12 protein-coding genes are annotated in these 12,894 nt (G+C 63.8%); 10 read left to right on the top strand and 2 right to left on the bottom strand.

Annotated features, from left to right (window positions below):
* Positions 1-113 precede the first annotated feature (113 nt).
* From ACGYK7_RS07640 to ligD, 6 genes are all read left to right on the top strand, one after another.
* Positions 114-728 carry a hypothetical protein gene (locus ACGYK7_RS07640; RefSeq protein WP_394400590.1) on the top strand — a complete coding sequence of 205 codons (615 nt, stop codon included), beginning with the start codon at positions 114-116 and terminating at the stop codon, positions 726-728.
* Complete coding sequence (locus ACGYK7_RS07635; RefSeq protein ID WP_394400587.1) at positions 725-1,123, top strand: phage holin family protein; 399 nt, start codon at positions 725-727, stop codon at positions 1,121-1,123. The genes ACGYK7_RS07640 and ACGYK7_RS07635 overlap by 4 nt, the downstream gene beginning before the upstream one ends.
* Entirely contained in the window at positions 1,113-2,384 is a 1,272-nt protein-coding gene (locus ACGYK7_RS07630) for a DUF3618 domain-containing protein (RefSeq protein WP_394400584.1), read from the top strand. Before ACGYK7_RS07635 ends, ACGYK7_RS07630 begins: the two co-directional genes overlap by 11 nt.
* A 75-nt stretch (positions 2,385-2,459) precedes the next feature.
* Complete coding sequence (locus tag ACGYK7_RS07625; protein ID WP_394400581.1) at positions 2,460-3,407, top strand: YihY/virulence factor BrkB family protein; 948 nt, start codon at positions 2,460-2,462, stop codon at positions 3,405-3,407.
* Between the two features lie 10 nt (positions 3,408-3,417).
* The gene (locus tag ACGYK7_RS07620; RefSeq protein ID WP_394400578.1) at positions 3,418-4,257 is read left to right on the top strand and encodes a Ku protein; all 840 of its coding nucleotides are present in this window, start codon (positions 3,418-3,420) and stop codon (positions 4,255-4,257) included.
* Positions 4,257-6,716, top strand: coding sequence for a DNA ligase D (gene ligD, locus ACGYK7_RS07615; protein ID WP_394400576.1), 2,460 nt, complete (start codon positions 4,257-4,259; stop codon positions 6,714-6,716). Before ACGYK7_RS07620 ends, ligD begins: the two co-directional genes overlap by 1 nt.
* Positions 6,717-6,763: 47 nt before the next feature.
* On the opposite strand, the gene ACGYK7_RS07610 is transcribed toward ligD, so the two are convergent.
* On the bottom strand, positions 6,764-7,918 hold the full coding sequence (locus tag ACGYK7_RS07610) for a trans-sulfuration enzyme family protein (protein WP_394400573.1): 1,155 nt from the start codon (positions 7,916-7,918) through the stop codon (positions 6,764-6,766).
* Positions 7,919-8,086: 168 nt separating this feature from the next.
* On the opposite strand from ACGYK7_RS07610, the gene ACGYK7_RS07605 reads away from it, so the two are divergent.
* The 4 genes from ACGYK7_RS07605 to ACGYK7_RS07590 all read left to right on the top strand — a co-directional run bounded on the left by ACGYK7_RS07605 (position 8,087) and on the right by ACGYK7_RS07590 (position 12,094).
* Positions 8,087-9,298 (top strand): alpha/beta fold hydrolase, encoded by a 1,212-nt coding sequence (locus tag ACGYK7_RS07605; RefSeq protein WP_394400570.1) that lies wholly within the window; start codon positions 8,087-8,089, stop codon positions 9,296-9,298.
* A gap of 209 nt (positions 9,299-9,507) precedes the next feature.
* On the top strand, positions 9,508-10,812 hold the full coding sequence (purB, locus tag ACGYK7_RS07600) for an adenylosuccinate lyase (RefSeq protein ID WP_394400567.1): 1,305 nt from the start codon (positions 9,508-9,510) through the stop codon (positions 10,810-10,812).
* Between the two features lie 74 nt (positions 10,813-10,886).
* Positions 10,887-11,045 carry a hypothetical protein gene (locus ACGYK7_RS07595; RefSeq protein WP_394400565.1) on the top strand — a complete coding sequence of 53 codons (159 nt, stop codon included), beginning with the start codon at positions 10,887-10,889 and terminating at the stop codon, positions 11,043-11,045.
* Positions 11,046-11,185: 140 nt separating this feature from the next.
* On the top strand, positions 11,186-12,094 hold the full coding sequence (locus tag ACGYK7_RS07590; RefSeq protein WP_394400562.1) for a lysophospholipid acyltransferase family protein: 909 nt from the start codon (positions 11,186-11,188) through the stop codon (positions 12,092-12,094).
* Positions 12,095-12,103: 9 nt separating this feature from the next.
* On the opposite strand, the gene ACGYK7_RS07585 is transcribed toward ACGYK7_RS07590, so the two are convergent.
* Positions 12,104-12,814: a DUF1223 domain-containing protein gene (locus ACGYK7_RS07585; protein WP_394400559.1), complete on the bottom strand. Its 711-nt coding sequence runs from the start codon at positions 12,812-12,814 to the stop codon at positions 12,104-12,106.
* Between the last annotated feature and the right edge of the window lie 80 nt (positions 12,815-12,894).

Genomic DNA, 12,894 nt, shown 5'->3' with positions numbered 1-12,894 from the left:
TAAGCAAATTGCTGCACACGAATGGAGGGACCCATGCACGGAATTTTCTACCTCATCGGCCTGATCGTGGTCGTTCTCGCGATCCTGAATCTCGTATTTTAAAGGAGGTCACCATGCCCGACAACAACACCACACAGTCTCAAAGCGCCGCCGCCAAAGAGCAGGCTGCCGCTGCGAAAGACAAGGCCGCCGCTGCCGCAAGCAGCGCTGCTGACACCGCCAAGGCACACGCCCGCGACGTGGCTGATACCGTCTCTGCCGAAGCGACAAACTACGCCTACCAGGCGCGCGACACCGCCGCTGACGAGGTGAAAGGCGTGGCCTCCGCACTGCGCACCGCAGCCGATGAGCTGCGCAGCGGCTCCCCGCAGGAACGCAGCTTTAGCCAGTTGGCCGACGGTCTTGCCGATGTCTCTGACACCATGCGCGACAAAGACTTGGGCGAAATGATGAGCGATCTGAACGGTTTCGCCAAGCGTAACCCGCTGGTCTTTCTCGGTGGCGCGGCCCTGTTGGGCTTCGTGGCGACCCGTTTCGCCAAAGCCTCCAGCGATCGGCCACAGGGCGGCTATGCCGGCTCAGGCGTCGAATATGACGATGACGACCGCATTGATCGCCCGATGCCAGGCACGCCGCCCACGGGCGCTGCCAGCACCGTGCCGGGCCGCACCGCCGCTCAGCCGACACAGCCTGCCGCGCCCAACGTCGTAACAGGAGAGAAAGCATGACCACCGAAAGCAATAAATCCGCCGGGAGCCTGCTGACCGAAGCACTCTCCCACGTCAGTTCGCTGATGCGCAAAGAAGTCGATCTGGCCCGCGCTGAAGTGAACGAAAACTTGAAACATGCGGGCGTGGCCATTGGCCTGATCGTCGGCGCCGTGGTTGTGGCCCTGACCGCTCTCAACGTACTGAGCGCCGCTCTGGTTGCTGCCCTGACCGAAGCTGGCATTGCCGCCGGTTGGTCTGCCGTGATCGTCGGCGTTCTGCTGGCCATCGTCGCCTATGTGATGGTCCAGAAAGGCACCAACGATCTGAAGCTTAACAGCCTTGCGCCGACCCGCACCGTTAAAAACGTCAAGCGTGACGCAGAGACCATGAAGGAGGTCTACGATGACAAATGACTCCAGAAACCCCGAAGAAATTGAACGCGAAATCGAACGGGAACGCGCCGGTCTGGCCAATACGCTGGACGATTTGCAAGACCGCTTTTCGGTCGAAGGCATCGCGCGCCAGTTTTCCAATCAGTTCCGCGAACATGGCGGCGACTGGGGGCGCTCCATCTCTGACGCGGCCAAGCGCAACCCGGTTGCGCTGGCGCTGACCGGCGCGGGTCTTGCGTGGATGATGTTCGGCAGCGGCAGCAGCCGCGATCGCCGGGGCTACGAAGGGCTGGACCGCGACCGCGCACATCCCGTGCCGGTGCCGGTCACCGATACTGAAAACCGCCCCGCCCTGCGCGACGCCCGCCGTTCCTCGGCCCCGGCGAGCGCCTATGCGTCCAGCTATGGCTCCGAACGTGGCGCGGGCGACAATGTGCCTGCATGGGCCCGTGATGTGCATCATGACGACGATGACGGTCGCGGCCTTGGTGACCGTGCCCGTTCGGCCGCAAGCAGCGTAAAAGGGGCCGCAGGCTCCGCCGCAAGCGGCGTGTCCGGGGCCGCAGGCTCTGCCGCCGGAAGCGTCAAGGGCGCTGCAAGCTCGGCTGCCGGTCGTGCCCGCTCTGCCGGGTCGTCGGTCGCCAGTGGTGCCCGCTATGCCCGGGACCGCGCGTCCTATGGCACACGCTCTGCCGTCGACAGCATCCGCAGCACCGCCAGCGGCGCCGTCCATAGCGTGCGTGACAGCGCCAATGCCGCCAACGAGCGTGCCCATGCGCTGCGGGACCGTCTGTCGGAAGGCACCGAGAACATGACCGCCGAAGCGCGTGAACGTATCGTGATGGCCCGTGCTCGTGCTGTGGACGCGTGGAATGCCGGTGGCCGCTATGCCCGCCAGGGCGGTGAGCGTGCGGCGGATATGTTCGAAGAGCATCCGATGGTCGCCGGTGCGCTGGCCCTCGCCGTGGGTGCCGCGATCGGTGCCGCCCTGCCCCGCAGCCGCACCGAAGACGCCTATCTGGGCGAGCATAGCGACGCGCTTTTTAACGAGGCCGAGCGTATCTACGCGGAAGAGCGTGACAAGCTCAGCAAGGTTGCTAAGGCAGCGACGGACGAAGCGAGCAAGGTCTTAAAAGAGACCAAGGCCAATGCCGACGCCGCCGCCGACGAAGAGACCGCCGCCGATGCCGCCGTCAAGAAAGCCAAGGAAAGCGGTCAGCGCGTGGCCGATGCCGCCAAGAACGAAGCCGACAAGCAAAAGCTCGGTGACGTGAAGAGCTAAGCCAAGCCTAGGCCCGCTCCCGACCTCGGGGGCGGGCATATTTTACGCCTCAAGTTAAAATTCGAAGGACCAGATATGGCGCGCGGACGGAAAGCGGAAACGCCGATGGAAATACCGGCCCCCGGATGGAAAGATATCCTATTGCGGGTCAAGGATGAGATCGCCGCCGATCACGTGTCGCTTGTCGCCGCCGGTGTCGCTTTTTACGCGCTGCTGGCGATTTTCCCCGCTGTGACCGCCCTGATGGCCCTCGCCGGGCTGGTGATGGAGCCCGCGCAGGTTACCGCGCAACTTGAATCCCTCACGAACCTCATTCCCGAAGAAGCCGCCACGATCATCCTTGACCAAGCGGTCGCCGTGACCGGGTCGGAAGAGACGGGTCTCGGCTGGGCCTTCCTGATTGGTCTGGCACTCGCGCTCTACTCCGCCTCAAAGGGTGTGGGCAGTCTGATGGAGGGGCTGAACGTCGCCTATGACGAAGATGAGACACGCGGTTTCATTCCCAAACTCATCTGGACGCTGGGCCTCACCCTCATGTTGATTGGGGTGCTGCTTTTGGGTCTTTCGGCCACACTGGCCGTCCCTGCCGTGGTCGCCTTCTTCGCCCTGCCGGATTGGTTTGAGACGCTGCTCACCTATGGCAGTTGGGTGCTGCTCGCAGCACTCACCACGCTCGCGCTGGCGGTGCTCTACCGTTATGGCCCCGCCCGCGACGATGCGGAATGGAAATGGCTCACCCCCGGCTCCATCATCGCCTGTATTCTGTGGATCGTAGCCTCCGTCGGCTTCTCGATCTACGTCAGCAATTTCGGCAGCTACAACGAAAGTTTCGGCAGCATGGCCGGGGCGATCATCTTGCTCATGTGGCTGTGGATCTCGGCGTTCATCGTGCTTTTGGGGGCTGAGTTCAACTCCGAGATGGAGGCCCAGACCCGCAAGGACAGCACCACCGGTCCGGACGAGCCGATGGGCCAACGCGACGCGGTCAAAGCCGACAGGCTAGGCCGCGCGAAGGGCAAGTAGGAGAGGTCTCATGGCACCGCGCGCACTTTGGAAAGGTCAACTTCGCCTCTCGCTGGTGTCGATCCCGGTCGAGATATTCTCGGCCACCAAGACCAGTTCCAAAGTCTCCTTCCGGCAAATTCACAAACCCTCGGGCAAGCGGGTGCGCTATGAGAAATCCGTGCCCGGCATCGGTCCGGTCAAGGCTGAGGATATCGTCAAAGGCTATGAGGTCGGCAGCGACGAATATATCCTGCTCGACCCCGATGAGGTGGATGAGATCAAGCTGGAGACGAAAAAAACCTTCGAGTTGGTGCAATTCGTCGATGCCTGCGAAATCTCTCCGCTCTATTTCGACAAACCCTATTACATCACCGCCTCCGACGATCTGGCCCAAGACGCCTACCGCGTGGTGCGCGACGCGCTGCGGCAGGCAGGCAAGGTCGGTCTGGGGCAGGTCACCATGCGGGGCAAGGAATATCTGGCCTGCATCAAACCCTGCGGCGACGGGCTGTTGATGGAGACGCTGCACTATGCCGATGAGCTGCGCGAGGCGGATGAGATTTTCACCGATATCGAGGACGACAAGACCGACAAGGAACTGCTGGAGGTTGCGACCTCGCTGATCGACAAGAAAACCGCGCCCTTCGACGCCTCCGCCTATACCGACAAATACGCCGAAGCGATGCAAAAGCTGTTGGATGCGAAGGTGAAGAACAAAAAGACCCCGCGCGTGCAGACCGGGGATGACAGCGCCGCCGAGGGCGAGAATGTGATCGACCTTATGGGCGCGCTGAAAGAGAGCCTGAAAGAAGCGGGGGGTAGGAAATCCAGCGCCAAGAAAAAGGCGCCGCGTAAGAAGGCCTCGTGATGGCCAAATCCCCCGACAGGCTGGCCAGCTACAACGCCAAACGCGATTTCGAGGCGACAGCCGAGCCGCGCGGCCAGATCGGCAGCGGCGCGGGGCAGAGTTTTGTCGTTCAGAAACACGATGCCACCCGCCTGCACTATGATTTCCGCCTTGAATGGGAAGGGGTGCTGCTGAGTTGGGCCGTGACCAAAGGCCCCTCCCCCGACCCGTCGGAAAAACGCCTTGCCGTGCGGACCGAGGACCACCCGCTCGACTACGGCGGGTTCGAGGGGACGATCCCCAAGGGGCAATATGGCGGCGGTACGGTGATGCTCTGGGACCGGGGCACATGGATGCCGCAAGTCGATGTGGCCAAGGGGCTGAAAGACGGCAAACTCAAGTTCACGCTGCAGGGCCAGCACATGCAGGGCGGTTGGACGCTGGTGCGGATGCGGCGCCGGGAAAAGCGAGAGAACTGGCTGCTGATCAAGGAACGTGACGACTATGCCCGCGATCTGCCCGATGGGCTGACCAAAGGCACCGCCCGGTCGATCACCACGGGCCGCACAATGGCCGAGATCGCCAAGGACGCCCCCGCCAAAAAGGTCGCCGACCCGCGCCCCAAACGCAAAGGCAAGAACCCCGCTTTCGTCAAACCCCAGCTTGCCACCCTCGTCGCCGACGCGCCCGAGGGGGACGGCTGGATGCATGAGACGAAGTTCGACGGCTACCGCTGTCTGGTGTCCCTCGGCAAGGACGGCACGCGGCTATTTACCCGCTCAGGCAAGGATTGGACCGTTAAGTTCGGCGCGCTTGCGGCCGCCTTCGATCCGCTGCCCTGCGACCGGGCGCTGTTGGACGGAGAGGTCATGGCGGCCAAGATCAACGGCTCGGCCTTCTCCTCGTTGCAAAAGGCGCTGAAAGAGGGGCATCCGCTGGTCTTTTACGCCTTCGATCTGCTGTCGCTCGACGGGGAGGATTTTCGCGCCGCGCCGCAGATGGACCGCCGCGCCCGTCTGGCGCAGTTGCTATCCGGCGTGCCCGCAGGCGGGCCGCTGCGGCTGAGCGAGCATGTCGTCGGCCATGGCCCCGAAGTCTTCGACCGCGCCTGCAAAGCCGGGGCCGAGGGGATCATCTCCAAACGCATCGACGCGCCCTATACTGGCAGGCGCAGCAAAAGCTGGCTCAAGGTCAAATGCACCCGGCGGCAGGAATTCGTCATCATTGGCTATTCCCCCTCCGACAAAAAGGGCCGCGCCTTTGCCTCGCTCCTGCTGGGCAGCCATGAGGGCGGCGAATTGCGCTACAAGGGCCGCGTCGGCACGGGGTTTTCCGAGGCGGTGATGGCCGACCTCGCCCGCGCCATGACCGCCCGCAAGACCCCGCCCGCAGCCGATGTGCCTGCGGAGGTGGCGCGCGATGCCAAATGGATCCGCGCCGATCTGGTGGCCGAGGTCGATTTTGCCGAATTTACCGCCGATGGCGTGATCCGCCACGGCAGTTTTCTGGGCCTGCGCGAGGATAAGAACGCGAGCAACGTGACCATGGAGGAACCGCAGGAGGAGCCGGAAATGGGCGACGGCAGCAAGATCGGCGGCGTGCAGATCAGCAACGCCGACCGCAGAGTCTTCCCCGATGCGGGTTGCACCAAAGGCGATGTGGCGCGGCATTACGAACGTGTTGGCGAGCGAATGATCGACCTCATGGGCCACCGCCCGCTGTCGCTCTTCCGCTGCCCCTCGGGGATCGACGGGCAATGTTTCTTTCAGAAGCACGACAGCGGCGGGATGCCCGACGCGCTGTCACGCGTCTCGATCGAGGAAAGCGATGGCGAGGCGGCGGATTACCTCTATGCCACGCGCCCCGACAGCCTGATCGCGGCGGCGCAGATGGGCAGTCTGGAATATCACACCTGGGGCGCGCGGGTAGATCGGTTGGACCGCCCCGACCGGCTGGTTTTCGACCTCGACCCTGATGAAGGGCTGGACTGGGCCGATGTCCGCGCGGCGGCCTTTGAGCTGCGCGATGCGCTGGCGGCCCTCGGCCTGCGATCGGGGGTGATCGTCACCGGCGGCAAGGGCGTGCATGTCTGGCTGGCCCTGCGCCGGACGCGCGGTTGGGAAACGGTCAAACTTTTCGCCAAGACCTTTGCCCATGTCATGGCCGCGCAAGACCCTGACCGCTATATCGCGACCATGTCCAAGGCCAAGCGCAAGGGCCGGATTTTCATCGACTGGCTGCGCAATGAACGCGGCGCCACGGCCATCGCGCCCTATTCCCTGCGCGCGCGTCCCGCTGCGCCGGTCGCCGTGCCGGTGACATGGGAGGAGTTGGAAACGCTCGACAGCGCGAATGGCTTTCACATGGGCGATATGGCCGCGCGGCTAGATCAGCCCTGCCCGGCGCTGGCGGTGCAGGAGGATCTGCAATCGCTGACCGATGGGGTGATCGACAAGTTGCAGGAATGGTCTGAAAGGTGATGCAAGATTGGCCGCGAGGGTGCGCGGCCAATCCGGTTTCCCTGCACCTACTGCCCGAGCGCCTGGCCCAGATCGGCGCCAAGGTCTTCGACATCCTCGATCCCGACCGACAAACGCAGCAGCCCCTCGGGGATCCCGGTATGCGGCTCGATCGTGTGGCGATGCTCGACCAGGCTTTCCACCCCCCCGAGCGAGGTCGCGCGGTGGAACAGCTGCATCCGCCCCGCCGCTTTCAACGCCGCCTCGGCTCCGCCTTTGACGACAAAGGACAACAGCCCGCCATAGCCGCCGCGCATCTGTAGCGCGGCCAGCGCATGGCCGGGATGGTCCGGCAGGCCGGGGTACATCACCTGTTCCACCTGCGGATGATCCGACAGGAACTCGGCCAAGGTCATGGCATTGCGAGACATTTCGCGCATTCTGAGCGGCAGGGTGCGCATCCCACGCGCCAGCAGCCACGCCTCCATCGGGCCAATGACCGCGCCCGCCTCGTTGCGGTCATCGCGGATCATCTGCCAGCGCGGCGTCCCGGCGTCTTTGGTGGCGAGCGATCCGGCCAGAACGTCGGAATGGCCGTTGATCCCCTTGGTCGCCGAATGCATCACGATATCCGCGCCAAGCTCCAACGGCTGGCTCAGCACCGGTGTGGCCGCGGTGCTGTCGACCACCAGCGTCGCGCCCACTTCATGCGCGGCGGCGGCGGCCCCGGCGATATCGGTGATCCGCAGCCATGGGTTCGACGGCGTCTCGATCAGGCACAGATCGGGCTTTTCGGCGCGGCACAGGGCGGCGAAGGCATCCAGATCGCTTGCGTCCACCTCATGCAGCGCGATCTGCCGCCGGGCGCAGAAATCGCGGATCCATTTCGTCGTGCCCCAGTAAATCTGGCTTTGCACCACCACGCTCGCCCCATTGGGAACGGTGCGAAAGACCGCCGCGATGGCCGCCATGCCCGAGGGGAAGATCAGCGTCTCGTCGGCCCCTTCCAGCGCATTCAGCAGACGCTCCGCCACGCGGGTATTTTCGTTATGCGAGCGCAGATAGACGTTGTCGGGATTGACCAGATCGTAATTCTCATCCCGCAGATAGGTGGTGGCGAATTGCACCGGCGGCACCACCCCGCCCGACGCAGGATCGACGGCGCCCGCGGCTTGAGCCGCGATGGTGGCAGGGTGCAGGTTCGGTTTGGGGGGCTGGGCCAAGATATGTCTCCGACAGGGGTTTTGCACAAGTCGTATACAAAGCAACAAGCCCGGGCAAATGCGATCACGCGCAGTGCTTTCGCGTCACGCTTGGGTGAGCGCGCGGCCCCGGCCCTTGATCCGACCGCTACAGATGTCACCTTTAGCCCAAGCAAACTGGAGAGCCTCATGGCCATCGAACGCATCACCTTTCCCGGCTCGGGCGGCACGGAACTCTCCGCCCGGTTGGACATGCCGGAGGGGCCGCATCTGGCGACCGCGCTTTTCGCGCATTGTTTCACCTGCGGCAAAGACAGCCCCGCCGCGCGGCGCATCGCCGGCCGTCTGGCGGCGATGGGGATTGCGGTGCTGCGCTTTGACTTCACCGGACTGGGCCACTCGAAAGGCGCTTTCGAGGAGACGTCGTTCTCGTCCAACGTCGATGATCTGCTCGCCGCTTGCCGCTATCTGTCGGGCCGTGACATGGCCCCCGCGCTTTTGATCGGCCATTCACTGGGCGGCGCGGCGGTTCTGAAAGCCGCTGCACAACTGCCTCATGTCAGCGCCGTCGCCACGCTCGGCGCGCCGTTCGATCCCGCCCATGTGACCCATAACTTCGCCGAAAGCCTGCCCGAGATTTCGGCCAATGGCAGTGCCGAGGTCAATCTCGGCGGACGGCCCTTTACCATTAGCCAGGGGTTTATCGACGATGTGCAGGGCGCCACGCTGGCCCCCGATATCGCCGGGCTGAAAGCCGCCCTGTTGGTGATGCACGCGCCGCGCGATGAGATCGTCAGCATCGACAACGCCGGACAGATTTTCATGGCCGCGAAACACCCCAAAAGCTTTGTCACCCTTGACGATGCCGACCACCTGATCACCCGCCCGCGCGACGCCGAATATGCGGCAGAAATCATCGCCACATGGGCGGATCGCTACATGGCGCTGAAATCCCCCGCCCCGCCCCCCGGCGCGCCCGAAGGCATCGTTCGCGTGACCGAAGCGGATGCCGATGGGTTCTTACAAGACGTGACCGCAGGCCCGCATCACCACGCGCTGGCGGATGAGCCGCGGGCCTATGGCGGCACCAACCGCGGCATGTCGCCCTATGGGTTTCTCTCCGCCGGATTGGGCGCTTGCACCTCGATGACCATCCGCATGTATGCCCGGCGCAAAGGCTGGCCGCTCGACGGCGTGAGCGTGGATGTCTGCCACGACAAGGTGCACGCGCAGGACGCAGGCACCGGGGCGGCGGAGAAGATCGACACATGGCGGCGGCGTATCCGACTAGAGGGGGATTTGACCGAAGAGCAGCGCCAACGGCTCTTGCAGATTGCGGATAAATGCCCCGTGCATCGGACGTTGGAGCGGAGTTCGACGGTGGTGACGGAGCTTCTGTAACGACGGTGACTCTAACACCCTGGCCCGGAATCACGCCGCAGACGCCGGGCCATCGCCTGACCGCCCGCCATATTAAAGGCGTGCCGGTATATCTGGCGCACCTTTGATGCGACCGGGCAGGCGCTGGCCCTCCCCCCTCAGACTTGTTCTTACCCCCAAGTCAGTCTATGCCGCCCTTGACCCATCCCCTGTCCTAAAAAGGTGCGCGCATGATCCCCCGCTATTCCCGTCCCGATATGGTTGCCGTCTGGTCGCCGGAAACGAAATTCCGCATCTGGTTCGAGATCGAGGCCCATGCCTGCGACGCCATGGCCGATCTGGGCACCATCCCGCGCGAGAATGCCGAAGCCGTCTGGAAAGCCAAGGACGTCGAATTTGACGTGGCTCGCATCGACGAGATCGAAGCCGTGACCAAACATGACGTCATCGCCTTCCTCACGCATCTGGCCGAACATGTCGGCAGCGATGAGGCGCGGTTCGTGCATCAGGGGATGACCTCCTCCGACGTGCTCGACACCTGTTTCAACGTGCAACTGACCCGTGCCGCCGACCTGCTGCTCGACGGTATGGACAAGCTGCTTGCCGCGCTGAAGAAACGCGCGCTTGAGCATAAAGACACCGTGCGCGTGGGCCGCAGCCACGGCATCCACGCAGAACCCACCACCATGGGCCTCACCTTTGCCCGTTTCTATGCCGAGATGGACCGCAACCGCGCCCGTCTCGTCGCCGCGCGTGAGGAGATTGCCACCGGCGCGATCTCGGGCGCGGTCGGCACTTTCGCCAATATCGACCCGCGCGTCGAAGAGCATGTCTGTGAGAAACTGGGCCTCAACCCCGAGCCGATTTCGACCCAAGTCATCCCGCGCGACCGTCATGCGATGTTCTTTGCCACGCTCGGCGTCATCGCCAGCAGCATCGAAAACGTCGCCATCGAGATTCGCCACATGCAGCGGACCGAGGTGCTGGAAGGGGCGGAATTCTTCTCCATGGGGCAAAAAGGCTCCTCGGCCATGCCGCATAAGAAGAACCCGGTGCTGACCGAGAACCTGACCGGTCTGGCCCGGCTCGTGCGCATGTCGGTAATCCCGGCGATGGAGAACGTGGCGCTTTGGCATGAGCGCGACATCTCGCATTCCTCCGTCGAGCGCGGCATCGGCCCCGATGCCACCGTGACGCTGGACTTCGCCCTGCACCGTCTGGCGGGCGTCGTCGACAAGATGCTGATCTTCCCCGATAACATGCTGGAAAACATGAACAAATTTCCCGGCCTCGTGATGAGCCAGCGGGTGCTTCTGGCCCTGACCCAAGCGGGCGTCAGCCGCGAAGACGCCTATTCCATGGTGCAGCGCAACGCGCTGAAGGTCTGGGAAGAACGGCTCGATTTCCGCGAATTGCTGCTGGCCGATGAAGAGGTCGTCGCGGCGCTCGGCGAAGAGGGCATCAACGAGAAATTCGACATGGGCTACCACACCAAACATGTCGACACGATCTTCAAGCGCGTCTTCGGCGCGTAAGGCGTTCATCCTATTGCTTTGAGATTGGCGCGGGTGGGTGTACCCTGTCCGCGCCTGTCAAAGGAGCAAACGACATGAAACTCGCACTGACACTCGGCGCCCTCATGGCGCTCACGGCCCCCTCCCTCGCCCTCGCCTCGGGCTGTGTTCATGACAAACAGGTCATGACCTGCGCGGAGGGTATGAAACTCGACATCAAGAGCGGCACCTGCGTACCGGACGCCACCGCCTGAGATTGCCACCGGCGACCAAGTACAATGCACGCGCTGCCCGGGCCTCTGACGGCTGACCCCGGCCTATGGCGCTCGGCACGGCTTGTTGCGCGCGTCGGCGCAGGCTATGTCAGGACAAGTTTAACAGCCTGTCAGAGCCCATGTCGGACCCAGCCCCCCAAGCCAAAAAACCCTATCCCTTCGGTCGCCGGGCCCGGCATTACCTAAGCAACCTGCTGATCGTCGGCATCATCCGCACCGCTTTGGCCCTGCCCTATAAGACGCGGGTCGGCTTTGTCGGCGGATTGGTGCAGCATGTTCTGGCCCCGCTCGCGGGCTACCGCCGCCGTGCGCTGGACAATCTTGAGCATGTCTGGCCCGAGATGCCGCTTGCCCGGCATGAGGAGATTGCCACGCGCTGCCTCAACAATCTCGGGCGGTCTTTTATCGAGAATTACTCCGCCGAGGACTTTCCCAAACGCATGGCCGAGGTGGCCCCACAGGGGCCGGGCATGGCGGCGCTGGCAGAGGCCAACCGCACGGGCCAGCCGGTGATCCTCGTGACCGGGCATTACGGCAATTACGAAGCGGCGCGGGCCTCCCTCGTGGCGCGGGGCTATGACATCGGCGGGCTCTACCGCGAGATGAAAAACCCTTATTTCAACGCGCATTACGTCAAAACGCTCGAAGCTTTCGGCGGGCCGGTGTTCCCCCAAGGGCGGCGCGGCACGGCGGGCTTCGTGCGGCATCTGAAACAGGGCGGTCGGCTGGTGCTGCTGTTCGACCAACATGTCATCCGCGCGCCGATCCTCGATTTCATCGGCAAGCCTGCCCGCACCGCCATCTCGGCGGCGGAACTGGCACTGCGCTATGATGCGCTGCTGATCCCCTTTTACGGCATTCGACAGGACGATGGCGTCAGCTTTGACGTGGTGCTCGAAGCGCCGGTGCCGCATAGCGATCCGATGACCATGACGCAGGCGCTGAACGACAGTCTGACCGCGCAGGTCACCAAGACGCCGGAACAGTGGTTCTGGGTGCACCGCCGCTGGCGGCCCTACGAAACCTGACGGCGCGCCTTACTTGGCTCGCGCGGCGGCGAGGATCGCCCCCGGCCCGCCCTGCGCTTTGCGCTGAACGATGACCACGACGGGCAGATCGCCCTCAGCATCGGCACGCAGTGACAGCGGCGCCGCCCCGTCCCACTCCGTCAAGACCTGCCAGCCCTGCACCACGTTGCTGTGCTCCATGACATGGCCCGCGTTTTCCCCCCGGGTGACCTTGGTCCGCTCCATCGGGGAATAGCGCAGCATGTGGACCTGCATCGGCCCCACGCCTCCGGCCAAAGGGTCTGCCGTGATCTCAACCGCTGCACCGGACCGCGCGACCGTCAGCGCCACCTGCGGCGCGGCCTCTGCATGACGTTCGACCGCGTCCATCAGTTTCATCGGTTTCGCGCCGACGATATCGGTCTGCCCCTGCACGATCAGCTCGGGCGTATAGACGCTGCGCCGCCCGCCGACAGCCGCATAGCCGCGCTGCCGCTCGGCATGGGCCGGATCGCCGAAAGGATCCTCCCAGCCGATGTAATCCCAGTAATCCACATGCAGCGCGAGCGCGATGATATCCTCCCGTTCGGCCAATTCGGCGAGCATCGCATCGGCATCGGGACAAGAGGAACAGCCCTGAGAGGTAAAGAGTTCGACCACCACAGGCTGCTCCTGCTGAGCCTGCAAAGGCGCGGCCAGCAGCGAAAATGCGGCAAGGACGGGAAAAATCAGGGGCTTCATAAAATTCCAGACGGATCAATATCGCGGTGATGGCTTTGGTCTAACGGCTGGGCGCGTGAAATACCAATCAACCTTTGTTG

It is taken from the genome of Sulfitobacter sp. 1A15299, from assembly GCF_043556915.1.
Lineage (GTDB): Bacteria > Pseudomonadota > Alphaproteobacteria > Rhodobacterales > Rhodobacteraceae > Sulfitobacter.
The sequence above is the reverse complement of the archived record's forward strand: the minus strand, read 5'-3'. Positions and strand labels throughout refer to the sequence as shown.